General features: G+C 68.7%; 29 protein-coding genes and 2 pseudogenes. 18 read left to right on the top strand and 13 right to left on the bottom strand.

Annotated features, from left to right (window positions below; translation table 11 throughout):
* Window positions 1-50 precede the first annotated feature (50 nt).
* Window positions 51-1,010 carry a prolyl aminopeptidase gene (gene pip / locus ACWGKJ_RS25085; RefSeq protein WP_385021882.1) on the top strand — a complete coding sequence of 320 codons (960 nt, stop codon included), beginning with the start codon at window positions 51-53 and terminating at the stop codon, window positions 1,008-1,010.
* Between the two features lie 86 nt (window positions 1,011-1,096).
* Here pip and ACWGKJ_RS25080 read toward each other — a convergent pair whose 3' ends face one another.
* A complete protein-coding gene (locus ACWGKJ_RS25080; RefSeq protein WP_385021879.1) occupies window positions 1,097-1,837 on the bottom strand; it encodes an MBL fold metallo-hydrolase in 741 nt (246 codons plus the stop codon).
* A 269-nt stretch (window positions 1,838-2,106) separates the two neighbouring features.
* Between ACWGKJ_RS25080 and ACWGKJ_RS25075 the strand changes: the two genes are divergently transcribed.
* Window positions 2,107-2,511, top strand: coding sequence for a MerR family transcriptional regulator (locus ACWGKJ_RS25075; protein ID WP_385021876.1), 405 nt, complete (start codon window positions 2,107-2,109; stop codon window positions 2,509-2,511).
* Between the two features lie 154 nt (window positions 2,512-2,665).
* On the opposite strand, the gene ACWGKJ_RS25070 is transcribed toward ACWGKJ_RS25075, so the two are convergent.
* Window positions 2,666-3,718, bottom strand: coding sequence for a hypothetical protein (locus ACWGKJ_RS25070; protein WP_385021873.1), 1,053 nt, complete (start codon window positions 3,716-3,718; stop codon window positions 2,666-2,668).
* Between the two features lie 76 nt (window positions 3,719-3,794).
* Between ACWGKJ_RS25070 and ACWGKJ_RS25065 the strand changes: the two are divergent.
* Window positions 3,795-4,377 (top strand): annotated as a pseudogene (locus ACWGKJ_RS25065) (aminoglycoside phosphotransferase family protein); the annotation flags it as partial.
* Between the two features lie 89 nt (window positions 4,378-4,466).
* Here the strand turns inward: ACWGKJ_RS25065 and ACWGKJ_RS25060 are convergent.
* From ACWGKJ_RS25060 to ACWGKJ_RS25050, 3 genes and pseudogenes are all read right to left on the bottom strand, one after another.
* Window positions 4,467-4,540 (bottom strand): annotated as a pseudogene (locus tag ACWGKJ_RS25060) (Uma2 family endonuclease); the annotation flags it as partial.
* Between the two features lie 54 nt (window positions 4,541-4,594).
* Window positions 4,595-5,764 carry a hypothetical protein gene (locus ACWGKJ_RS25055; protein WP_385021870.1) on the bottom strand — a complete coding sequence of 390 codons (1,170 nt, stop codon included), beginning with the start codon at window positions 5,762-5,764 and terminating at the stop codon, window positions 4,595-4,597.
* A gap of 242 nt (window positions 5,765-6,006) precedes the next feature.
* Entirely contained in the window at window positions 6,007-6,582 is a 576-nt protein-coding gene (locus ACWGKJ_RS25050) for a serine/threonine-protein kinase (protein WP_385021867.1), read from the bottom strand.
* An 89-nt stretch (window positions 6,583-6,671) separates the two neighbouring features.
* On the opposite strand from ACWGKJ_RS25050, the gene ACWGKJ_RS25045 reads away from it, so the two are divergent.
* A complete protein-coding gene (locus tag ACWGKJ_RS25045; RefSeq protein WP_385021863.1) occupies window positions 6,672-6,905 on the top strand; it encodes a hypothetical protein in 234 nt (77 codons plus the stop codon).
* 3 nt (window positions 6,906-6,908) lie between these two features.
* Here ACWGKJ_RS25045 and ACWGKJ_RS25040 read toward each other — a convergent pair whose 3' ends face one another.
* Complete coding sequence (locus ACWGKJ_RS25040) at window positions 6,909-7,283, bottom strand: hypothetical protein (RefSeq protein WP_385021860.1); 375 nt, start codon at window positions 7,281-7,283, stop codon at window positions 6,909-6,911.
* A gap of 179 nt (window positions 7,284-7,462) precedes the next feature.
* On the opposite strand from ACWGKJ_RS25040, the gene ACWGKJ_RS25035 reads away from it, so the two are divergent.
* On the top strand, window positions 7,463-7,909 hold the full coding sequence (locus tag ACWGKJ_RS25035; RefSeq protein ID WP_385021857.1) for a cold shock domain-containing protein: 447 nt from the start codon (window positions 7,463-7,465) through the stop codon (window positions 7,907-7,909).
* Between the two features lie 49 nt (window positions 7,910-7,958).
* Here ACWGKJ_RS25035 and ACWGKJ_RS25030 read toward each other — a convergent pair whose 3' ends face one another.
* A complete protein-coding gene (locus ACWGKJ_RS25030) occupies window positions 7,959-8,150 on the bottom strand; it encodes a GrpB family protein (RefSeq protein ID WP_385021854.1) in 192 nt (63 codons plus the stop codon).
* A 714-nt stretch (window positions 8,151-8,864) separates the two neighbouring features.
* Here ACWGKJ_RS25030 and ACWGKJ_RS25025 point away from each other — a divergent pair.
* Window positions 8,865-9,422, top strand: a complete 558-nt coding sequence (locus ACWGKJ_RS25025; protein ID WP_385021852.1) for a hypothetical protein — start codon at window positions 8,865-8,867, stop codon at window positions 9,420-9,422.
* Between the two features lie 487 nt (window positions 9,423-9,909).
* Here the strand turns inward: ACWGKJ_RS25025 and ACWGKJ_RS25020 are convergent, their stop codons facing one another.
* Genes ACWGKJ_RS25020 through ACWGKJ_RS25010 form a run of 3 tightly spaced genes read right to left on the bottom strand, consistent with a single transcriptional unit; the run spans window position 9,910 to window position 10,795 of the window.
* Window positions 9,910-10,245: a LexA family protein gene (locus ACWGKJ_RS25020; protein WP_385021849.1), complete on the bottom strand. Its 336-nt coding sequence runs from the start codon at window positions 10,243-10,245 to the stop codon at window positions 9,910-9,912.
* On the bottom strand, window positions 10,242-10,481 hold the full coding sequence (locus tag ACWGKJ_RS25015) for a hypothetical protein (protein ID WP_385021846.1): 240 nt from the start codon (window positions 10,479-10,481) through the stop codon (window positions 10,242-10,244). Before ACWGKJ_RS25015 ends, ACWGKJ_RS25020 begins: the two co-directional genes overlap by 4 nt.
* 44 nt (window positions 10,482-10,525) lie before the next feature.
* Complete coding sequence (locus ACWGKJ_RS25010) at window positions 10,526-10,795, bottom strand: hypothetical protein (protein WP_385021844.1); 270 nt, start codon at window positions 10,793-10,795, stop codon at window positions 10,526-10,528.
* An 83-nt stretch (window positions 10,796-10,878) separates the two neighbouring features.
* On the opposite strand from ACWGKJ_RS25010, the gene ACWGKJ_RS25005 reads away from it, so the two are divergent.
* The 8 genes from ACWGKJ_RS25005 to ACWGKJ_RS24970 all read left to right on the top strand — a co-directional run bounded on the left by ACWGKJ_RS25005 (window position 10,879) and on the right by ACWGKJ_RS24970 (window position 16,036).
* A complete protein-coding gene (locus ACWGKJ_RS25005) occupies window positions 10,879-11,766 on the top strand; it encodes an epoxide hydrolase family protein (RefSeq protein ID WP_385021841.1) in 888 nt (295 codons plus the stop codon).
* A 93-nt stretch (window positions 11,767-11,859) separates the two neighbouring features.
* Window positions 11,860-12,033, top strand: a complete 174-nt coding sequence (locus tag ACWGKJ_RS25000) for a hypothetical protein (RefSeq protein WP_385021838.1) — start codon at window positions 11,860-11,862, stop codon at window positions 12,031-12,033.
* A gap of 293 nt (window positions 12,034-12,326) precedes the next feature.
* Window positions 12,327-12,974: an HAD family hydrolase gene (locus tag ACWGKJ_RS24995; RefSeq protein WP_385021987.1), complete on the top strand. Its 648-nt coding sequence runs from the start codon at window positions 12,327-12,329 to the stop codon at window positions 12,972-12,974.
* Window positions 12,975-13,078: 104 nt separating this feature from the next.
* A complete protein-coding gene (locus tag ACWGKJ_RS24990) occupies window positions 13,079-14,251 on the top strand; it encodes a helix-turn-helix domain-containing protein (RefSeq protein WP_385021835.1) in 1,173 nt (390 codons plus the stop codon).
* Window positions 14,252-14,630: 379 nt separating this feature from the next.
* A complete protein-coding gene (locus tag ACWGKJ_RS24985) occupies window positions 14,631-15,011 on the top strand; it encodes a DUF6415 family natural product biosynthesis protein (RefSeq protein WP_385021832.1) in 381 nt (126 codons plus the stop codon).
* Window positions 15,004-15,405, top strand: coding sequence for a hypothetical protein (locus tag ACWGKJ_RS24980; protein WP_385021829.1), 402 nt, complete (start codon window positions 15,004-15,006; stop codon window positions 15,403-15,405). The genes ACWGKJ_RS24985 and ACWGKJ_RS24980 overlap by 8 nt, the downstream gene beginning before the upstream one ends.
* A gap of 142 nt (window positions 15,406-15,547) precedes the next feature.
* Entirely contained in the window at window positions 15,548-15,730 is a 183-nt protein-coding gene (locus tag ACWGKJ_RS24975) for a hypothetical protein (protein WP_385021826.1), read from the top strand.
* An 87-nt stretch (window positions 15,731-15,817) separates the two neighbouring features.
* Window positions 15,818-16,036 carry a hypothetical protein gene (locus tag ACWGKJ_RS24970; protein WP_385021824.1) on the top strand — a complete coding sequence of 73 codons (219 nt, stop codon included), beginning with the start codon at window positions 15,818-15,820 and terminating at the stop codon, window positions 16,034-16,036.
* An 82-nt stretch (window positions 16,037-16,118) separates the two neighbouring features.
* On the opposite strand, the gene ACWGKJ_RS24965 is transcribed toward ACWGKJ_RS24970, so the two are convergent.
* A complete protein-coding gene (locus ACWGKJ_RS24965) occupies window positions 16,119-16,571 on the bottom strand; it encodes a hypothetical protein (protein ID WP_385021821.1) in 453 nt (150 codons plus the stop codon).
* Between the two features lie 30 nt (window positions 16,572-16,601).
* On the opposite strand from ACWGKJ_RS24965, the gene ACWGKJ_RS24960 reads away from it, so the two are divergent.
* The 4 genes from ACWGKJ_RS24960 to ACWGKJ_RS24945 all read left to right on the top strand — a co-directional run bounded on the left by ACWGKJ_RS24960 (window position 16,602) and on the right by ACWGKJ_RS24945 (window position 19,543).
* The gene (locus tag ACWGKJ_RS24960) at window positions 16,602-17,165 is read left to right on the top strand and encodes a hypothetical protein (RefSeq protein WP_385021818.1); all 564 of its coding nucleotides are present in this window, start codon (window positions 16,602-16,604) and stop codon (window positions 17,163-17,165) included.
* A 122-nt stretch (window positions 17,166-17,287) separates the two neighbouring features.
* Complete coding sequence (locus ACWGKJ_RS24955; protein ID WP_385021815.1) at window positions 17,288-17,443, top strand: hypothetical protein; 156 nt, start codon at window positions 17,288-17,290, stop codon at window positions 17,441-17,443.
* A 90-nt stretch (window positions 17,444-17,533) separates the two neighbouring features.
* Window positions 17,534-18,409, top strand: a complete 876-nt coding sequence (locus tag ACWGKJ_RS24950) for a radical SAM protein (RefSeq protein WP_385021812.1) — start codon at window positions 17,534-17,536, stop codon at window positions 18,407-18,409.
* 9 nt (window positions 18,410-18,418) lie between these two features.
* The gene (locus tag ACWGKJ_RS24945; protein WP_385021809.1) at window positions 18,419-19,543 is read left to right on the top strand and encodes a 50S ribosomal protein L11 methyltransferase; all 1,125 of its coding nucleotides are present in this window, start codon (window positions 18,419-18,421) and stop codon (window positions 19,541-19,543) included.
* Between the two features lie 107 nt (window positions 19,544-19,650).
* Here the strand turns inward: ACWGKJ_RS24945 and paaK are convergent, their stop codons facing one another.
* Together paaK and ACWGKJ_RS24935 are read right to left on the bottom strand one after the other, a co-directional pair.
* On the bottom strand, window positions 19,651-20,982 hold the full coding sequence (gene paaK, locus ACWGKJ_RS24940; protein ID WP_385021806.1) for a phenylacetate--CoA ligase PaaK: 1,332 nt from the start codon (window positions 20,980-20,982) through the stop codon (window positions 19,651-19,653).
* 193 nt (window positions 20,983-21,175) lie between these two features.
* Window positions 21,176-21,841, bottom strand: coding sequence for a TetR/AcrR family transcriptional regulator (locus ACWGKJ_RS24935; protein ID WP_385021803.1), 666 nt, complete (start codon window positions 21,839-21,841; stop codon window positions 21,176-21,178).
* Window positions 21,842-22,038: the final 197 nt, after the last annotated feature.

Genomic DNA, 22,038 nt, shown 5'->3' with positions numbered 1-22,038 from the left:
GGAATCCGGACTGCCCGCCCGTGATCTGCCTGCCTCTAGGATCGACGGTCATGGTCGATCTCTACCCGCCCACAAGTCCCTACGATTCCGGCTTCGTTGACACCGGCGACGGCAACCGTCTCTACTACGAGCAACTCGGCAACCCCGAGGGCAAACCCGCCCTGACCGTCCACGGCGGCCCAGGGGGCGGCGCCATGCGGCGCCCGACGCGGGCCTGGGACCCCGAGGCGTACCGGATCATCCGCTACGACCAGCGCAACTGCGGCCGCAGCACCCCGCACGCGAGCGACCCGGCCGCCGACATGAGCCTCAACACCACGAGGCATCTGACAGAGGACATGGAGCGGCTGCGCAAACACCTCGGTATCGAGAAGTGGCTGCTCAACGGGGCCTCCTGGGGCCCGACGCTCGTCCTGGCCTACGCGGAGCAGTACCCCGAGCGGGTCACCGAGATCGTCATCCAGGCGGTGATGACGTGCCGCCGCTCGGAGATCGACTGGCTCTACCGTGGCGCCGGGCGGTTCCGCCCCGAGGCGTGGGACCGGTTCCGCGAGGGCGTCCCCGAGGACGAGCGGGACGGTGACCTGCTCGCGGCCTACGCACGGCTGATGGAGAAGCCCGACCGTGCCGTACGCGAGAAGGCCGCCGCCGACTGGCTCGCCTGGGAGGACGCGGTCATCACCGGCGAACCCAACGGCGTTCCCGGCATGTACAGCAACCGCGACATCGACGCGCAGATCGCCTTCGTCCGTATCTGCGCCCACATCTTCAGCAACGGCGCCTGGCTGGAGGAGGACCAGCTGATCCGGAACGCGCACAGGCTGGCCGGGATCCCGGGGGTGATCGTGCAGGGCCGGCACGACATGGGCTGTCCGGTGCAGACGGCGTGGGAGCTGGCGAAGGCGTGGCCGGGCGCGCGGCTGCATGTCATCGAGGACGCCGGGCACGCCGGAAGCGACGCGGCGGGGGAGGTGGTCCGGGGCGCCATCGAGGAGTTCAAGAACCGCTGACTCCTCGGCACGGCACGGAAGGAGGGCCGGGAAGGGCGGCACGGAAGGACGGCAGGGTAAGTAAGGACGGCACGGAGGGATCAAGTTCAAGTCGGCAGCTGCTGGGCCGCGTGGTGGTCGTGCGTCGGGATGATCACGACTCGGTCCTTGACGGCGTGCAGGCGGTGCAGCGTCCGGAAGGTCTCGTGCCGGTCTTCGTCGACGAGCTCACCGGGGTAGCCGGCCTTCTGCCGGATGAGATCGATCTGGTGGGTGTGCCAGGCGGCATCACCCGCGAGCAGCACCCAGCCTGTCGCCGTATGCGCCAGCACTCCGACGCTGCCAGGGGTGTGTCCCGCGAGGTCGACGAGTACGACGGAACCGTCGCCGAAGAGGTCGTGGCTGGCGGCAAACGTGAGGACCGGCGGGCCGTCCAGTTCGTACGGGACCATGCCGCGGCCGCGCAGGGCCTCACGGACACCGCCCACGGGCGCGATCGGGCCCTGCATGACCCAGTCGTGTTCGCGGCGGTGCAGGTGCACCGGCAGTTCCGGAAGGTCGAGGAGCCCGCACACATGGTCCCAGTGCGTGTGCGTCGGCAGTGCGAAATCCAGGGAGGAATGCGGCCGCTCACGCAGTGCGGCAACGGTGGCGACGGTGTCGGCCGGGGGACGCACCGCGACCCGCAGGACCACCGGCAACTCGGCGACGGCGCGACTGCCGACATCCAGGCACACACCCGGATCCACGATGAACGTCGCTTCCGGGTGGGTGATCACGAACGACAGCAGCGCGTTCGCGATGCGCCGCGGCTGCCGTAACCCCTCCACGACGAATGCGGTGGGCACGGGCCGCGGCACCTGTCGCAGCGCGGACACGGTGACCGACACCGCCGTCTCCGGCAGTCCCGCGTCGGTCAGACCACGCAGAAACCGCTGGTCGGGGCGGCGGGGGCGGAGTAGGCCCGTTGCCAGGCTTGCGACCGCGCCGCAGCATGCGGCCGGCGTCGGTGATCTCACAGCGTCAGACACAGCGAACGTCGTCCTTCTCGCGATCCGGTGGTGCCTTCGATGACCGGACGGTATAACTTCAGGCCGACCTGAAGTAAAGGAGTGTGGTGTCCGCAGTGGAGTTGAAGATCGGCGGTGCGGCTGCCCTGCTCGGGGTGGCCACCCATGTCCTCCGGCACTGGGAGGACATCGGACTGCTCACCCCGCGTCGGCTGCCCTCCGGGCACCGTGTCTATGACGGCCGGACCATCGGCCGGGCCCGCCTCGTCCAGATCGGCCGGCGGGCCGGGCTGTCACTCGCCGAAATCGGTCAACTGGCGGCCGGGGAACGGGCCGACCGCATCGGCCTGGTCAACGCGAAGCGCACCCGGATCGCCGAACACATCGCGCATCTCGAACTGGCCGACCGGTTCCTGGCCCACCTGGTGCACTGCGTACACCCGGTCATCTCCGACTGCCCGGAGTGTTCCGCCCTGGTGGAGCGGGGCGCGCGGTCAGCGGCCACCCAGTGACGTGGTGTGCGAACGCGGGCAGCACGGCGGTGGTGCACTCGCGCCACTTCGCGTCCCGGCACGCCGCGATCCAGGGATTCCCTGTCCGGGAGTACAAGAAGCAAGAAGCCCTCCGCCGGCCCCGAGGCTGACGAGGGGCCTTGGGAGGCAGGCGCTACGAGTCCGTTTCCCAGTTGCACTTGGAGGCGAGCATCTTCTTGAGCTTGGTTTCGTTGTCCCCGGTGAGTTCGGGGTGCCAGGTTTCCAGATCCCACGTGGGACCGCCGAGGCGCCCACCGCTGGTGTTGGGGTACGAGAACTCCGCGTGGCACATCAGCTGTTGGAAGGTCGAGTTCTCCTCGGTCTGCGTGGCGCCGGGGAACATGCGGGTGTTGGACCACACCTGCTTCCAGTCGTCATTGAGGTCACTGGCGGCGTCATCGGTACCGGTGACGGTCTTGAACGCGGCGGCCGTCGGAGTGACGTGCACGGAAGTCAGCCGGCTGTCGGTCCAATTGACGTAGACCTCGGTCTTCTGCACCCACTTCGTGTTGGTGATGCCGCCATAGCCGATACACGCGGACTGACAGGTCTCGAAGGCGTCGGCCTGACCACCGCTCCACAGGAGGTACTTGCCGGACTGGAAGTCCTGGCGTACGCCGGTGTTGTCATCGAGGTTGCCGCCCACCTGCCCGGCGTTGTACTCGTCGCTCGTGGGGTAGCCGTACACCCCCGCTTCGTACCCGTACTGCCCCCACCACCATCCGATGTTGCCGTGCACCGCGTGCGCTCCGCTGCTGGGGGACCAGTAGACCGTGGCGTTCTGGAACTGCTGGCGGAGGCCGATCCCGTCGGGGTTCTTGAGCTCGTCGGTGAGGGGGTACCCCATGTAGCCGCTCTCCCAGCCGTGCTGACCCCACTCCTGCCCGATGAGCCCCCACACGGCGTGCGCCCCGGTGTCCGGGCTCCAGTAGATCGATCCGTTCTCGAAGACCTGACGGCGCCCGACCCCGTCGGGAAGGCCGAGTTCATCGCTGGTGGGACAGCCGAGGGACTGCTGCGCACCGGGTGTCTGGGTGTACTCGGTCCAGATGGCGCCATCGACCGAGTGGGAGCCGCAGAAGGTTTCCGCGGCCGCGGGGGCCGCCTGGAGGCCCACCAGCAAGGAGGCCCCGGCCGCACATGCGGCGAGTGCGGCGAGGATCCGTCTCGATTTTGGTCTGTTCATGACCGGCAGTATCTACGGACGCGGACGGCGCGGGCTGCGGGGGAATGAGCCAGAAGCCGGCGAGTAGGGTGCCGGGATGATCGCGACGCCAGAGGAGTTCGCGCAGAGCACCGTCGACCGCGAGGGAGAGGCGGGGGCGGCGTGGCTCGCCGATCTGCCCGGGATCGTGGAGGAGCTGCTGGGGCGCTGGGGGTGCGTGCCGGACGGCGAGGTCATGCATGGGGGCGTCGGCGTCATCGTTCCGGTACGGCGGCGGGATGGGGAGAGCGCGGTGCTGAAGGTGTCGTTCCCGCATCCCGGCAGCGTCCATGAGCCGGATGCCTTCGTCGTGTGGGGCGGGTGCGGTGCCGTCCTGCTGCACAAGCGTGACGACGAGCAGTTCGCGATGCTGCTGGAGCGGGTTCAGCCCTCGACCCTGTGGCGGAGGTCGAGGACGGCGACGAGGCAGTGGCGGTCGCCGGGCGGCTCAACCGCCGCCTGGCCGTCCCCGCCCGCGCTGCCTGCCGCGACTGCGTGAGCAGGCCGATGCCTGGGAGGAGCGGCTGCGCGAGGACGCCGGGGAGCTGACACATGTCCTGCCGCGACAGGCGCTGAATGCCGCAGTGGCGACTGTTCGGGAGCTGGGCCGTACCCAGCCGGACACCCTCATCCATGGGGACTTCCAGCTCCTTCATTAGGCAAGTCGACTGTCGGGTCCAAAGTTGTCGGAACTTTGGCCCGTGGATCCGGCATGCACCGGGCCGAACCTCGGGGAGGCGGTCACATCCTCCGCGAACAGCCCTCCGCGCGGGGAGGGCGCATCCAGTCGGGCAGTGCGGTCATGGCTTCGCCGTAGCGGTGCGTCGGGTCCGGAGGGCGGCGCGCGGCGGGGCTGTCCTACTCGGCCGGCAGACGGAGCATCGGTTCGAAGGCCGTGTCCTCCTCGCCCTCGACCGAAGGGAGGAAACCGTCCGGGACGGTGCGGGCGGCCGTGGTGAGGAGGCGGGCCAGGACCTCGGGCTCGGTGGCCGGGGGGAGGCGGAGGGCGGCGAGGAGGCGGTCGCGGACCTCGGGGTGGTCCGGGTTGTCCTCAAGGTAGTCGGCGTTGAGCGCGGGGGGACGGAAGCCGGCCAGGGCGTCGTGCCAGGAGGGGAGGACGATGGCCAGGGTCAGGGCCTCGGCGAGGGACTCCGCGATGAGGGAAGCCTGGCCCTCGGAATCGGTGTAGAGGACGGGGCGGACGCGGTCGGAGCCGGCCGGGCCGCAAAGGTAGTGGGTGCCTCCCGCGTTGCAGCCGGCCACGGGCTCCACCGGGAGACCGGCCGGCAGGGCGATTGACTCGATGGGGTCGGTCCGCGTGAGGTCGAACTCACCGTCGCAGGCGAGGTACGCCTCGACCTCGGGGTCGGCGCCGATCCGGCGGAGCAGGGCCTCGTCGGAGAGGGCAGCCGGGTTGAGGCCGCGGGCGGCTTCGGGGGTCAGGGGGTGGCCCGCGAGGACGTGGCGGACGGTGGCGAGGGGGACGGGCCGCCCGTAGTCCTCCTCGAAGTGCGCCTGGACGGCATCGGGGGAGCGGTCGGTGAGGAGGCGGAAGAGGTGCCCGGAGCCGTCCGGGTCCGGGCTGCCCGAGGGGAACTCGATGCCCGAGCCGGTGCGCCAGGCGCTGCCGCCGGTCTCCCACCACAGGCAGGCGGTGATCCGCGGGGCGCCGAGGCCCTCGTCGACGAAGGCCGGGTCGTCCAGGAGCGGGCGCAGCGCGGCGGGCACCTCGCCGATGACACCGGGCCAGACCTGTTCGTCGTCCGTGGCGTACGGGCTCATCTCCGACTCGTGGTCGAAGCCGCGGACGAGCACACCGGCCGGGGTGAAGAGGACGGAGTAGTCGTCACCCGAGCCGTTGTCCATCAGGGCCGCCTCCGTCCCAGGTCCCCAGGCGGTGGAGAAGGAGTAGCGGGAGAACCGCGGGTCGCGGCAGATCGCCTGGTCCAGCACGGCCAGCGCGCGCAGGTACGTGCGGAGCTCAGCGGGGTCCGGGAGGAGGGCGGCGGTCGTGTGCACGGTGTCCATGGGCTCATATAAGCGGCCGGCACTGACAACCGGGGCGGCGGTTCGGTCGCACCCGCTCTCTCACTCAGGGAACCAAAAGCCCAGCTCACGCAGGCGGGGCAAGCACACTGCGAGGCATTGCTCCACAGACGCGGCATCGGTTCGCACGAGGACGTCCTCGCGCAACGGAGCTCCACTGGCGACGAAGCTCCAAGGACTGCCCCTCTCTGCCATCCGCTCAGCGTCGGCCTTGAACAGCACCGTTACGCCTTGTTCAGTTGTTCCGGCGACATGTACTGCGGCGTGCCCACCACGCCGTCCGTAGCCGTTAGTTGCGTCGTCGCGTCCACGATCCGGGCGATACCGAAGTCGGTGACGACCGCTCGGTCCCCCACGAGCAGGATCTTCTCGGGTTTCAGGTCCCGGTGGATGACCCCGGTGGCGTGCGCATGGGCCAGTGCCTCGGCCACCTGCACGCAGATCGCGAGTGCGGCCTGCCACTCCAGGCGCCCCGCACGGCGGAGCATCGTGCCCAGCGACTTCCCTGGCAGGAACTCCATCACGATCCAGGGCACTTCTCCGTCCTCGACCACGTCGTGCACGGTGACGATGCCCGCGTGCCGCAGCCGGGCCGCTGCCCGCGCCTCACTCATGGACCGCCGGATCAGCGTCTGACGCGCGGAGTCGGTGAGCTCCGCCGGGAGCAGAACCTCCTTCACCGCGACCTCGCGATCGAGGAGCTCATCGTGCGCCCGCCACACCCGGCCCATACCGCCCTGACCGACCGGTTCAGCCAACCGGTAACGACTGCCTACCGGCATTCCCACCTGTTTCGGCATGTCCCAGAAGCTACCAAGCTCAGCAGGCACGACGGCCGCATCTGAAGATCTGGGGGCGTCAGGATCTGTGCGTGCAGAGGGAGTCGAGTGTGTCGGCGCTGGAGCGTCCGCTACGCTCCTGTGGCCGCCCGATGGGCCACGGGCCGGAAGCGACCTGCCCGGACGGCTACACCCTCCAGGCGCCGGCCGGCAACCCGGACGCACTCATCTGCCGCCGCGCACCGGCCGACGAACCCGCATCACCGGCCGGCCAGAGCGTGCTCGTGGTTGGCGCGCTGGCCATGACCGCGAAGTACCAGAAGATCGGTACCCGCACCGTTTGATACTCATCGCTCAGCTTCCCGTTGCGTATCACTGTCGGCGCTGTCGGCGCTGTCGCTCTCCGCGCTTCCGTGCTCCGCGAGGAACTCTGCAACCCGCTTGTCCTCCGTTCCGCGCCGCGCTATCCGGCGCGCGATCCATGCGGTGCCCCCACCGACGACGAGAACTACCGCAGTGACCAGCACGACGCGGAAGACGGTCGACAGCCCGAAGAGCGACGACAACCCAATTCCGATGAACACGCCGAAGACCAGGCCCACTGAGCCCCACACGATCGTGACGGTGTCGGTCAGCTGCCGTTCCGTGAGGTGTTTGTCGTAGTAGTCACCCCGGATGAGGTAGCGACCACTGGTGCCGCCGGTGCCGCCGGGCATACTCATTGCTCACGCCTCCGTACTCTCGTCCAAGGGCGGTAGTGGCTACCGGCCCCCGCTGCTCCGACTGTGATCAAGAGCAGAATCAGCGTCCTGCCCAACTCCTTGTCTTCCACACCACCGGCACGCAGTGGGTTCACCTGTCGGAGCAGTACGGCAACTGACGGGGCGTCTGCCGACCTACTGTGGATGTGGGCCGTCGACGGCACCTGGGAGCGCGTGTTCACCGCCCTGGTGGCCTAGCGCAAGAGCGGACCCCAAGTCGCTTAGGAAAGCCTGGTGTTCAGTGGGCGACATCAGTGCACACCCCGTTTCTCATCAAGCTTGCGGAGATCCCGGACTACCCCGAATCGGACCGGTCATGGACCACCTGTGCCGAGAAGGGCTTCGGCTTCATCACCCCCGATGACGGCAGCGCGGACGTCTTCGCCCACTGTTCGGCCATCGACTCCGACAGGTTGAGAGCTCTGAATGAGAGCTCCAAGGTGAGTTTCGAGACCACCCAGGGACCAAGGTCCCCCAGGCCGCCAACATCACCGTCGTGTGACCAGCCCGAAGCCATCCGTGGAACGATGCTGGGGCCGGGCCCGCCGGATTCGTCGATGCGGTTCCACGGTTCCGGGCGGCACTGATAGCCGAACACCGCAAGCAGCGGTCCATCCCGGGCCTCGTCGATCGAGCTCATCCGTACCCGCACATCAATGCAGTCCTTGGCCGGCAACTGCGCACCGAAGCGGATCCGACGTGGTCGGCCCCGAGTGCGAGATCACCCAGCGCATCTCGCAGCGCCTCAGCAAGAGGTTCGAACGCCAACGGCCACTGCGGACGGTACTCCACCACGGGAACTGGGCCGCGCTCATCGGGAAACGGCATATCGCCGTACGCTACAAATCGTCCGGGCGACTACACGGACGGCGAGACTATCTCCCGCGTCCCGCCGGGGGCGAGTGCCTCAGCACCCCTGTCCTCATCGCAGTCGTGTCGTCGGCGGTCGCTATCTGGGCGGTGGTCGTACAGGGAGCGAACACAAGGCCCCGCCACCGCCGCGCGCCCAGCTGCGCCGACTTCGGCTTCCCCGTGTCGAGCTGGTGATCGCCGCAACCCGGCTGCTGATCCTCGCGGGCATCGCCATGATGGCCGTCCAGGTGATCGGTCTGTCCTCGGACCTCCGGCAAGCCAACCGGGCGCGTGACCAGCTCTCGGCGCAGGTAGAGCATCTGGGCGGTACGCCGCTGGCTGGGCCGCCCGGCAGCCGCGGTGAGCTGGGTAAGGGAGTGGTGGGCCCGTCTGGGCTCGCAGGGCCGCCGGGCCCAGACGGTAGACCTGCTCCAGCTGTCACAGCGGGGCTCCCGCGCGGGCGGGCAGGTCGAGTCAGGGTGTCAGTGTCTCAGGAAAAGACTCTTTGCTTCTGTCGCCGAGCTTTGTCGTGAAGAGGAGCCTAAAAGACCTCGAACAAAAATTCGCCATTTATCTGCTCTGTCATGGTCCGGTGATTTCCGGAGCCACTCTATTGACTTTCCCGATCTGGGCGCGCCTAATTTGAACCGAACCCACATGGGCCCAATTCGTCCGATCGGAGCATAGGTTGTGATCAATGCAGTGATCAATCGTCGTGTTTTAACCTTGATCGCAGGGGCTGCCCTGGTTGGGGGGCTGGTATTTGCGGCACCGGCCAGTGCCCAAGCGAGCGTCGTTGATGTTGCCTGCGGTCCGCTTGGCACTTCCGACACGGTCACTTTCAGCCCCGGGCTACACTTGTTCGACGCGCCAACCCAATCCCATGGGGGTGCTTCCTACAGCTGTCTTTCGCTCGGCGACCCGACGATCACTGGTGGCAGCTACACCACCCCCACGTCAGGTTCGTACACCGCCTCCTGTTTGGACCCACTGTCCGACAACGCTGGTTACTTCACGATCCCGTGGAACAACGGGAAATCCAGCACCGGCTACTTCACTGTCACCAACAACGTCGTCGCCGGTGAATTCGTTGAGGCTGCTGTCGGGACAATCACCTCGGGCGAGTTCACGGGCGACACCGCCACCGTCGACCACATCTACAGCGCGCCAAACGAACTGGAGTGTCTGTCCCCGTCGGGACTGACAAGTCTGAACGGGTCGATCACGATCCTTCTGACCCCGGTGTAGACGCGGCTCGACAAGACGGCTAGCTCGGCCCAGACAGGTCTGCCCACATGTCGTTTCTGTTGGCGTGAGACCGATTTCTGGCCGCGAGCGCGAAAGTGTCTTCTACTCTGGAATGATGAACCTTATCTAAGGATTCTATCGCTCCAAGTGGAAGGCACTTTCTGTGAGCAAGGTATCGGTTCGTGATGCTGGAAGGGGTGTTTGTTGGTGTGCTAGTGGGCGGGTGGCGGATGCAGTGCCGTGAGCTGGGGTTATTTGTTTTGTGCTGAATAAAGATGAGTTTTCCGCGCATTCGTGGTCGCCCTCTTGGGGCATCTCGCTCTCCTCTGATCTCAACAGGTTGAGGGGAGTTCCGCCCCCGTTTCTCCGGTACGACGTTTTCCCCGCCCGGGTAATGACTTCGCGAAACTTCCGCACCGCCGATCGACACCCCGGACGCGCTCGTCCGCCGCCGAATGCTCGCCTATGGACCCAGGTCACCGGACAGTCAAAGCATTCGCGGCGTGTGGGCACTCTCGCGATGACCGCGAAGTACAGGAAGATCGGAACCCGCACCGTCTGACATGACTGTGCCCCTTCCGCTCCGGCGGCGGGGGCGCGCTTTCGAGTGTCCGGAGCGGTTCAGCGCGGCTGCCGGCCCTGGGTAGTACGCGAGACGAACCCGAGGGACTGCCAGGCGCTGGAGCTGGTAGTGGACGGACGACGTGCTGGACAGGTCCACGGTGTCGCCGATCTCGCGCATCGTCGGGTAGCGCCCGTGCTCAGCGACCGAGTTGCGTAGGCGGCGCAGGATGCGCGCCTGCCGGTCGGTGATGTCCTTCACGGCCGTGCCCCGGTCAGGTCCCGGGCGGCTTCCCGGAGCGCCATCCGCGCGGCCGGGGCGCCCCCGGGTGCCGTCCGCCAGTACGGGTGGGCGGCGATGTGCGCGGACAGCTGCTGGAGTCGCCGCCGGTGCGCGGCCGTCCCCGCCTGCTGGGTGCTGCGGTCCGCGAGCTGCCGGTAGGTGGCGTACCAGTCGGCCTGGGCCCGCAGGAGATCGTGGGGGAAGTGGCACCTCATTCACCGAGTAGAGCACAAGTTCGAATTTTCTTGCACTGCCGTGCTCACTCCCGTACGCGTGTCGCGGTGACGGCGCCGTGCCTGGTGGTGCCCGCCTCGACCTCCACGGTCAGGTGCTCGCAGGTCGTGTACTGCTCGCCATCCGGCGTGCGCGCGGCCCTGCCGGGGCCCGAGTCGCGCAGGGCCGGAGAGACCTGTACGCGCAGCGCCGTCGTGAGCCGCCGGGTCAGCGTGACCTGGCCGTCCGGCAGGCGTACGGCGAGATGCGTGGGCCGCAACGGAGTGCCCGTGTAGCCCACGACCACGGCGTCCACCGTGTCGGCATGCCTGATCGACTCGGCACGCCCGCGCAGATCTTTCGCGCCATTCCAACTGGAACGGCCATATATTGCCTGCCATGTGTGCTGACATCAGCCCGTTCCGGATCGAGATCCCGCAGGCCGATCTCGACGACCTGCACGACCGACTGGCCCGCACCCGGTCGCCGTTCCCGGTGCCCGGTGCCGGCCCGGAGTGGGATCATGGCATCCCGCCGCACTACCTGCAGGAGCTGGCCGGCTACTGGGCGGACGGGTTCGACTGGCGTGCGCACGAGGCTCGGCTGAACGCTTTCCCGCAGTTCATCAGCGAGATCGACGGGCAGACCATCCACTTCCTGCACCTGCGCTCCCCGGAGCCGGGCGCCACTCCACTGCTGCTGAACCACAGCTACCCGACCTCGTTCGTAGAGTTCCTCGAAGCCAGCGGCCCGCTGACCGACCCGCGCGCGCACGGCGGGGACCCGGCCGACGCCTTCCACATCGTCATTCCCTCCCTCCCCGGCTTCGTCTTCTCCAGCCCCCTCTCGGCGCGCGGATGGAACCTGGAACGGACGGCCCTGGCCTTCGGGGAGCTGATGACCCGCCTCGGCTACGAGCGCTTCGGCGTGGAAGGCGGCGACCTCGGGGCCGGAGTGACCGGTCGGGTGGCGACGCTCATGCCCGACCGGGTGCTCGGCGCGCACACCCACGGCGACCGTCTCCAGCTCGGCATGGCGGGCGAGGACCTCCCGGTCCCCGACGGCCTGACCCCGGAAGAACAGGCCGGGCTCGAAGCGGCGCAGCACCGCTGGTCGCAGATGAAGGGCTACAAGGTGCTGCACTCCACCGCACCCAACGCCCTCTCGGCAGGTCTCGCGGACTCGCCGGTCTTCCAGCTGGCGTGGATCGCGGAGAAGTTCGTGCAGTGGGCGAATCCCGCCACGCCGATCAGCCGCGAGAACGTCCTGATCACCGCCAGCCTGTAGTGGTTCACGCGAACCGGGCCAGCGGCCGGCGACTTCTACTGGGAACTCGCGCACGCCGACAACCCCGGCTGGGGCAGTACCAACGGTGTCCCCATGGCGTCCTCGCTGTTCTTCAGTGACCCGCTGGTCCGCAAGGTCCTCGGCCCCGGAGACGGCAGTCCCGTCTTCTTCCGGGAGCACACCGAAGGCGGGCACTTCCCCGCATTCGAAGTCCCCGATCTGTTCGTCGACGACATCCGCGCCTTCTTCCGCACCCTCCGTGCCTGACACCGTCTTTCGCAGCACGCCCTTCCGGTGCGGCGCCGCAGCGACCGGCTCCACCACCTGAGGCGGCGCCCGTCCACGGCCACGGCCCGTCCGAAGATCAGCCAGTGGCAGCGCCGCGCCGTACCCCGGCAAGCAGCCCGAGCGGGCATCGGCTGTCAGTGCCCGGAGCTACGGTGGCCGGACAATCCCAACTCACACAGTCGGGGGTTGCTTGGCCGCCCCGCTCCCGTGATGCAGGAGCGGGGCGGAGCTGCGTTCTGGGGCGAGGCTCTGATGCCTAGGCTGCTTACGTGATTGAGACCATTGCCTTTGACATCGGCGAGACGCTGACCCGTGATGACCGGTACTGGGGGTCATGGGCGGATTGGCTTGGCGTGCCGCGTCACACCGTCAGTGCGCTCGTTGGAGCCGTAACTGTCCAGGGCCGCGACAACGCCGATGCGCTGCGTCTCCTGCGGCCCGGCATCGACATCGCTCAGGAGTACGCGGCCCGTGAGGCTGCTGGCCTTGGTGAGCAGCTGAGCGAGGAGGACCTGTACGAAGACGTACGGTCCGCGTTGTCGGCGCTACGTGAACTCGGTGTCCGCGTCATCGTGGCTGGAAATCAGACGGTGAAGGCCGGGCTGTTGCTTCGTGCTCTGGATCTGCCGGCGGATGTGGTGGCGACGTCTGGGGAGTGGAATGTGGCCAAGCCGGCTCCGGAATTCTTCGCCCACGTGGTCGACGCGGCGCAGACGGCACCAGAGCGGATCCTGTACGTGGGAGATCACCCCGTGAACGATGTCTTCCCGGCGAAGCGGGCAGGTCTGCGAGTTGCGCATCTGCGGCGTGGCCCATGGGGTCATCTGTGGGCCGACGACCCCGGGGTGATGGAAACCGCGGATTGGAGTATCAGCAGCCTTTCCGAACTCGCTGCGCTGGTGGGCGGGTTCGGCGGGTAGGGAGTGAAACGGCTCTACTTGCGACGTGCCAGGCAGAGCCGTTTCTGTATCCGGCACCTCACGGTGGCGGTACCGTTCAGAGTGACGCCCTGAACGGAGCAAGTATGCCCTCCGACACCCCTCTTCAGGTAGGCCGGCGTATCGCGGCCACCCGCCACTCCAGACGCATGACACAGGCTGACCTGGCCCGCGCGGCATTCGTCTCACTGGCCACGGTCAAGGCGATCGAGCGCGGAGCCCGCGCCCCGAGCGATGCCACCCTTGACTCAATCGCAGCAGCTCTCACCGTTGACCCGACACAGCTCGCCACCGGGTACACCGGAACGGAGCGCCGCGTCCACGCTGTGCTGCCTGAACTCTCAGCGATACTGGCCGCCTACGATGTCCCGTTGGATCCGCCAAGCCGGTCAGCTGAGGAACTGCGGGCCGCAGTCGCCGAAGCGGTGAGCTGGCGCCTTGCGGCCCAGTACGCCCGCGTCGCCCAACACATTGCCCCTCTGCTCCGGGACAGCCTGTGCCATCTGCACAGCAGCCCAACACCGGATGCAGCGCGCCTCGTGGTGGCCGCCGCGCGCACCGCCGATGCTGTCGCCTACAAATACGGGGCCCACGACCTGTCGGCACGGCTCGTCGACTTGATGCGATGGGCCGTTGCACAGTCCGACGATGCCCTCCTCGGTGTGTCCGTCGCCTACGTACGCACCGAGACGTTTTTCGTCGCCCGAGCTCACCGGGCCGGGCTGCGCGTCCTGGAGGCCGCCGTCGACATAGCCCCGCCGCCCGTTTGCGCGCGCAGCGGCGCAGCCCGCGGTGCGCTGCACATGCGGGCCGCGGTCATCGCCGGCCGGGCTGGAGAAGCATCTGCGGCGGACACGCATCTGTCTCATGCCCGTGCTCTCGGTGATGAGGTTCGGGAGGACATCTACCAGGGCACGGCGTTCGGGCCGGATTCGGTACGCATCCACGAGGTTTCCGTCGCGGTCAGCTTGGGTGGTGAGTTCGTTTCACGGGCGCTCGACGTCGCCCGTGAATGGAAGCCATCCCTAGCAATCCCTGCCGAGCGCCGCTCCGGCTTCTATATCGAACTTGCGCGCGCCCAACTGTGGTCTGGTCTCGCCGACGACGCGTTCGAGTCTCTGAAAGTGGCCCGGTCTGTGGCACCGCAGCACACACGCGAGCATCCCTGGGCCAAGGAAGATGCCGCCACACTGCGGCGCCTCAAGCGTGCCGACGCAGACAGCCTCACTAACTTCGCCGAATGGATCGGCGCCATCTGACGGCTCCTCCATGCCGGGATACAGGGGCTACAAGTTGTAGCCCCTGTATCCCTTGCTGACGCTCATCATCTGTCTGACCACACGCGATCGGACAGATGAGAGATGCCGTGATGGCGGAACACTCACCGGGCCAGCCGACGCTCATCGAGCGACCAGTCAGCATTGCGCGGCTGCATGGGATGGCCTGCTTCTACTGCGGAGCCGTCGCCCCCGCACTCCGTGCGGCTGGGCACATCACCCTGCCTGGCGGGGATCGCGTGTGGCCGATCGTCAGTTGCGGGATGCACGCACCTCCCATGACTGCTGCGCGGCATACGCAGACCCCGGCCACCGCAGCCACGGCCCCGGGGCACGGCCATCCTGAAGGAGACAGGCTGACATGAACCACGCTACTGGCACCCGCCGACCACCGGTAGACGACCCCCGGCCCGTCGATGTCGAGACGATGAAGACCATCGCGGACCGGCTGCTCGCACAGGAATCGACGCGTACGGCGGACGACCTCCTCACCGAGATCATGATGCTGCGAGGGTTCCTCCAGCTGCTCATCCCGGCGGTCGGTGAGCTGGCCGCCGTGCGGCCGGTGGACGACGTACGGCGGGCTGGCGCGCAGGGCGGGCTTGGCGAGGCGCGGCGTCGTCTGGCCCACACCACCGGGCACACGGTGCCCGTGCTGCTCGCTGAGGCTCAGCGGCTCTCCCGGTCTGTGCTGGCCCTGTGCGCTCACCTGGCCAACCTGGGGGTGGTGGCTCATGCGTGAGGCCATCGCTCCTTGGTCGCCCCCGCAGGGCAACACCGTCGACCTGGTCGCTACGGGCACCTGCTGGGACGCGGTACGCGTTTCGACCCGGTTCGGCCGGGCTGTCATCGATCGCCTCGGTGACCAGTGCGGTGCCGTGATCGCGGACGGATACGGGCAGGTCCTCTACTGGCTCATCAAGCCGGGCTCCGCCGATGCGTGGACCCTGCCGTCGCACATGGTCGGTGTCCTCGGCTCCAGCGCGTACGTGGCAGTGCCTCCGGTGGGACGCACCAGCGGGTCCGGCCTGCACTGGGGCGTCGCGCTGACGCCGCTGTGCTACCTCACCGACACTGATCTGCTGCACACCGCGCTCGAAGCGGAGATCGCTTACGCCTACGGGCCGCGCCCGTGATCTGTGCGAGCTGCGACCGCCCGATCCTGCCCGGTGAGCCATGGCAGGAGTACGAGATCCACAGTGGCACGGGGGCGGTCGCCGCGGTGACCTTCCATGTCCAGTGCCCGGTCCGACGCGTGTATGTGCGCCGGTACCCGGTATGACGTCCCGCTCGTGGTCGAGCGCACCGACCGGCCACGAGCAGGGGCCGACCCCGGCGGAGAGGGCTCTCGGTGAGGGGCGGGGGTGCTCGGCGACGCTGGCGTCGCCCTCCTGCTTCGGGTTCCTCCTGTTCGTCAGCCTCTGGCTCCTGATCTGCGCCTGGCACGACCTCGCCATATGAGGCAGCTCGGCGCGCCCTGATTCACCGATCAACACCATCAGACAACGCAATCCCACGAGGAGGCGTCGGTGACCCTTACGACTCCGCATGGCCCTCGGCCTGGTCGACGGCATCGAGGAGCTGTCCGTGCCGTACGGGGACGTCTGGCTCGGAATCCCCGTGCACTTCACCGGCGGCCAGGCCATACCGTGCCTGCCCCCGCTCACCGGCACCGAGCGCCGACGCCTGGACTCCGCGGCCAGCAGCCTCCGCGACGCCTACACCTCCCTCCCTGCCCTTCCCCCTACCGAGAGGACCGCCCCATGATCAGTGCCACCCGGCTCGGCGCCGCCACGGCCGCCGTCACCGTACTGAGCAACCGAACCGAAGTCACCGACTGGGCCCTGCGCTACTTCGGCCCCTGGTGGAACGCCACTTCGACGGACGTCACCGAGGTATGCGCCGACTCTGTCGTGCTCGCCGACGTCAATCTGGCCGCCCACGAGGAGATCACCCGTCTGGTCCACGACGGCCGGCCCACGGAGGCCGTGGAGTACGCGAAGCATGCCCTGCTGGTGGCGCGCGACGGCGAGGACATCATCGCCACGTCACCTGGGGAGAGGATCGCGTACCGCAGCACACCGGACTCAGGCCGTCTCGTCCTGGCCGGGACCGACGCGCAGCCGCTCGCCCTGGCCGCCGCGCGCCTCGCCGCGAGTCGATCCGCGGCCAGCTCCTGCGGGACGGATGGGCCGTCCTGCACGCCTCCGCCGTTGTACGGCCGGACGACGGCGAAACACTGCTCACCTTCGGCGACAAGGGAGCCGGGAAGACCACCACGGCCCTGCTGCTCGCCTCGCACGGCTGGCAACTCCTCGCCAACGACCGGGTCATGGTCCGGCCCACGGGGGAGCGGGACGTGGTCGTCCTGCCGTGGCCGTCCGCTGCCGCCCTCGGCCTGGGCCTGCTGCACGCGCTCGGCTGGGAGGCCGCCGCGCGGGAGCACCTGCGCAGCGGGGGCACCTTCCACCCGACCCAGCACCAGTCCGTGACCGATGCGCTGCTCGCTGGGAACCACACCCCGCTCTGGGACGCCAAGAATCGGGAGCGGAAGGTGCAGGTGTTCCCGGACCAGTTCCCGGACCTGTTCAACGTCCCCCTGGCCACCCGCGGGCATGCCGCCGGGCTGCTCTTCCCCCAGGTCGACGCCGACGCAGCGCCCGACGTCATCGATGGCACCCGCAGCCTGGGAGCGGCCGACTTCATGTCCGGGGCGACCGAGGACCGGTACCCGGACATCTTCGGCCTGGCCCAGGGCATCGACGGCGGCGGCCGGGAGAGCGCCCGCGCCGAGGTGGCTTCCCGGCTCGCCGAACTGCCACACCGCGCGGTCCGGCTCAGCCACGACATCCCGGCCAGCGCGGCTCTGTTGCACAAGGTCGCCGACGCGATCTGACCTCACCCGCACACCACCCATGGCGACCGATTCGGGTCAGGGTCGCACCCCAGAACGCCCGCCCCGACCGGAGTCCGGAAGACCTGGCCGGGGCGGGTCTCCCACGAGAGAGATACCCAGACATGGCGAAGAGCGACGACAGGCTTTTTGAGCAGATCAGGAACCTCGGGGAGGCATCGAAGGCCGCGCGGGACCAGTCCCTTGCCCCCGAGCTACGGGCGCTCGCGCGCGACGTCGCCGAGAAGGCCATGGACGACCTCAAAAAAGACAAAAAGTAACCCGCTGGAGACCGACACGCGCCTGGTCACAGTCCTCCAACTTCCAACCGCACATGACCGCATCAAAGTGACCGAGAAGGAGACCTCGTCGTGACAACCGCCATCCGCCACGCCAAGCCCCTGTCATCTGCTGTGGACGGTATCCAGTCCGTCGAGTGCGAGCTGACGGGCCGCTGCCAGCTGGAGTGCTCGCACTGCTGCACTCTGTCCGGACCGAAGGTCTCCCACGGCACGATGACCCGCGCCGACTGGGAGAACGTTGTAGAAGACATCGCCGCGGTGGGCATCCCTCCTGTGCAGTTCATCGGCGGTGAATCCACCCTGTCCCCGGCCCTGGTTCCGCTGATCACCCATGCGCTCGGCCAGGACCTGGCCGTGGAGGTGTACTCGGACCTCACACACGTACGCCCCGCCCTCTGGGCTGCGCTGGACCAGGATGGCGTGCGCGTCGCGACCAGCTACTACAGCGACGACCCCGGGCAGCACGACGCGATCACCGGCGGCCGGGGCAGCCACGCCCGCACCCTGGCCAACATCACCGAGGTACTGCGCCGTGGCATCCCGCTACGCGTCGGCCTGGTCGACCTCGGCGACGGGCAGCGCGTCACCGAAGCCGAAGCCCAACTGCGGTCGCTCGGAGTCCAGAACATCAGGGTGGACCAGGTCCGCGCCGTTGGACGCGCGGCATCAGACTCCGCCACCATGCCCAACGTGAGCGAACTGTGCGGGCGGTGCTTCCACGAACGCGTCGCCGTCTCTCCGGACGGTGACGTGTACGGCTGCATCCTGTCCCGGCACCTGCACACCGGAAGCGTACGCACCACCCGCCTCGCTGAGATCCTGTCCGGCCCGCGCTGGGCCGAGGCCCGGTCAGCTGTCCCGTACGTGACGACGAATGCGTGCCCGCCCAACGACGGCGGGGATTGCAGCCCCGCCAGCACCCCGGCCTGCAACCCCAAGTACTAGGAGACGCCGGTGAACTGGCAGCCCCACGCCGAAGCCCTCGCGGCCGGCTCCACCCCCACAGGGTCACGGTGGCGCGCTCCGGTTGCGCTGCTCCCGCGCCACCTGTTCGTCCCCCGCTGGTGGGCAGGCGGGGACGGCTGGTCGCTGCGCACCGGGGCGGACGATGAAGAAGCCTGGCTGGCCGCCGCGTACGCCGACAACTCACTCGTCACCCGAGTGGGCAGCGCGCACGCGGACCACGCGAAGCGCAGGGACCGGCCGGCAGGCAGACCGACGTCGTCAGCGACGCTGCCGAGTCTGCTGGTGCGGATGTTCCAGCACACCCGGCTCGGCGACGGACACACCCTGCTGGATGTCGGCACCGGGTCGGGGTACGGCACCGCGCTGGCCTGCGTGCGTCTGGGGGAGCACCGGGTCACCAGCATCGACGTGGACCCCTACCTGACCGAAGCAGCCGCCCAGCGGCTCACCCAGGTCGGACTGGGCCCCCAGCTCCACACCCTCGACGCGAGCGGTGAACTGCCAGGGCGCTACGACCGCATCGTGGCCACGGTCGGGATCCGGCCCGTCCCCGCCAGCTGGCTGACGGCACTCAGGCCCGGCGGGCGGCTGGTGACCACCATCGCCGGGACCACACTCATCGTCACCGCGGACAAACAACCGGACGGCACCGCCCTGGGGCGAGTCGAATGGGACCGGGCCGGGTTCATGCACGCCCGCCGCAGTGCCGACTACCCGCCTCTGCCCAATGGTCCGGTAGAAGCTGCCCGCACCGGGGAAGGGGAGTTCGTCACAGCCGGTAGGTATCCAGTGGTCGACGTGGAGCAGGCATGGGACCTGTCGTCCATGCTCGGCATCGAGGTGCCCGGCATCGTCTACGGATACGAGGAGACCGGGCGGCAGTGCACAACGTGGCTCGCCCACCCGGACGGGTCATGGGCCCGTGCCACCAGCGAGGAGGGGAGCTATCCGGTCGTTCACCAGAGTGGTCCGCGCCACCTGTGGGACGTCCTGGACGAGATCCGCTCGTACTGGCTCCAGCACGGCGAACTGCCCGTACGCGGGGCCCATGTGCTGATCACGCCAGACGGGCGGACACGGCTCGCCCGAGGAGCCTGGCGCGCCACCCTCTGACCTTCACATCCTGCGTGACGACTCCCCCGGGGAGGCGGCCTGCGCCCTGCTGAACTGTCAGTTCCATGTTGGGGCTCGCCGCCGCGCAGCCGAGGAACTGCGTGGCGTCACGGCACCGGGCGGCTGGTGTCTGAGAGGTTCGCGCGACCAGCGGGATTGTTTCGCAGGTCCACGATTCGCCTGAACTTGCCGACCGAGCGTTCCAGCGTCTCCGGATCGACCACCTCTACCCCGGCCGACACTCCGATGGAGTCCTTGATGCCCGCGGCGACCGAGCGGGCCGCCGCCTCCCGCACCCCGGGCGCGCAGTCCGGCCTGGCCTCGACCCGTACGGTCAGGGCGTCCATCCGGCCCTCCCGGGTGAGGTGCAGCTGGAAGTGCGGGGCGAGGCCGGGGGTGCGCAGGACGATCTCCTCCACCTGGGTGGGGAAGAGGTTCACGCCGCGCACGATGACCAGGTCGTCGCTGCGCCCGGTGATCCGCTCCATCCGCCGGAACACCCTGGCGGTGCCGGGCAGCAGCCGGGTCAGATCCCTGGTCCGGTAGCGGATCACCGGCATGGCCTCCTTGGTGAGCGAGGTGAAGACCAACTCCCCTTCCTCACCGTCCGGCAGAACCTCCCCGGCGAGCGGATCGACCACTTCTGGGTAGAAGTGGTCCTCCCATACCGTGAGGCCGTCCTTGGTCTCCACGCACTCCTGGGCCACCCCGGGCCCCATGACCTCGGAGAGCCCGTAGATGTCGACGGCGTCGATCGCGAACCGCTCCTCGATCTCGTGCCGCATCTCCTCGGTCCACGGTTCGGCTCCGAAGATGCCGGCCCGCAGGGATGTGGTCCGGGGGTCGATGCCCTGGCGTTCGAACTCGTCCAGCAGCGTGAGCATGTAGGTCGGTGTCACCATGATGATCTCGGGGTGGAAGTCCTGGATCAGCTGGACCTGCCTGGCCGTCATCCCGCCGGACGCGGGGATCACTGTGCAGCCGAGGCGTTCGGCGCCGTAGTGGGCTCCGAGGCCGCCGGTGAACAGGCCGTATCCGTAAGCGACATGGACCTTGTCGCCGGGCCTGCCGCCCGCGGCGCGGATGGATCTGGCCACCACGTCCGCCCAGGTGGAGAGGTCGCGCTCGGTGTAGCCGACGACGGTCGGGCGTCCCGTCGTACCGCTGGACGCGTGGATGCGCCGTACGTCGGACTGCGGGACCGCGAACATCCCGAACGGGTACTGGTCGCGGAGATCGGCCTTGACCGTGAACGGGAATCGGGCCAGGTCGGCGAGGGTGCGGCAGTTCTCGGGGCGCAGCCCGGCTTTGTCGAAGGACTTGCGGTAGAACGGCACGTTCTCGTACGCGTGCCGGAGCGTCGCGCGCAGCCGATCGGTCTGCAGGGCTACGAGCTCGTCACGGCTGAGGCGTTCCGCGGCGTCCAGCAGGGCTGTCATGTGGTCACTCCCGTCCCGACCGGCAACCTGCCGACCGATCATTCGGTCGACCTGTGTCTGATCAGTAATTCAGGAGCGGGCCGGACCGTCAAGACCCGTGAGCCGGGAGGGCTGCGACGCGGCGGAGGAACCCGGTGGCGGTGACGTGTCGCGTACCGATCCGGGGCGTGTCGGGCATGCCACCGATCCGCTGTCACCGGTCTGTATGCTCCGCCGTCGATGCCGACGCAGCCAGTGACCTGGTGAGATCGTCGATGAAGGCGTGGACGTCGCCCAGCTGCCAGAGGCCGCCCGCCGGACGGTCCAGGAGCAGCCTGCCGTGCACCGACGACCAGATCGATACGGCAGCCGCCTCCGGGGTCTGGGCGAGCCGCACCCCGGCGTCCGCCAGCCGGCCGACCGCCGTGCGCCAGCGGGACGCGATGCCGGCCGGCCCTTCGTCCTCGGGGCCGGAACCGTTGAACATCACCCGGAAGCTCATCGGGTTCTCCTCGGCGAACCGGGCGTACGCGTGCGCCAGGGCCGCCAGCCGCGCGGCCGGGGAGTGTGCGGCAGCCGCTCCGTCCGCCCGGTCCAGCTCCGCCCGCAGCTCGCCGAAGAGCCGGCCGAGTGCGGCACGGACGAGTTCGTCCTTGCCCGTGAAGTGCCGGTAGATCGCGGGCGCGGTGATACCCGCCTCGCGCGCCACCTCCCGCAGCGACAGCGGAACCGGACGCATCCGCTGCTCGTCGGCGATGAGCCGCAGCATCGCCTCGATGATCTCCGTGCGCAGCCTCTCGCCCTCGCCGCGTGCGTTGCGCGGCCGCTGTACGGGACTCGGTGGCGCGGCCACCGGCCGCGGCTCGGAGTGTCTGGGCATCTGCCAAGCCTGACACAGGCCATGTCAGTGGTCGCCGGAGCGCCGGCCCAGGGCACGTAAGCGGTCGCCCGAGCGCCGGCCCGGGGCACGTAGGTGGTTGCCGGAGCGCCAACCCTGGGCACGTAGGCGGTCGCCCGAGTGGCAACTTCCCTGCTGGTGTGCGGGGTGGGATTGGCCGGGTAGGTAAACAGGTGTAA

Source organism: Streptomyces sp. NPDC054757 (genome assembly GCF_053612185.1).
The sequence above is the reverse complement of the archived record's forward strand: the minus strand, read 5'-3'. Positions and strand labels throughout refer to the sequence as shown.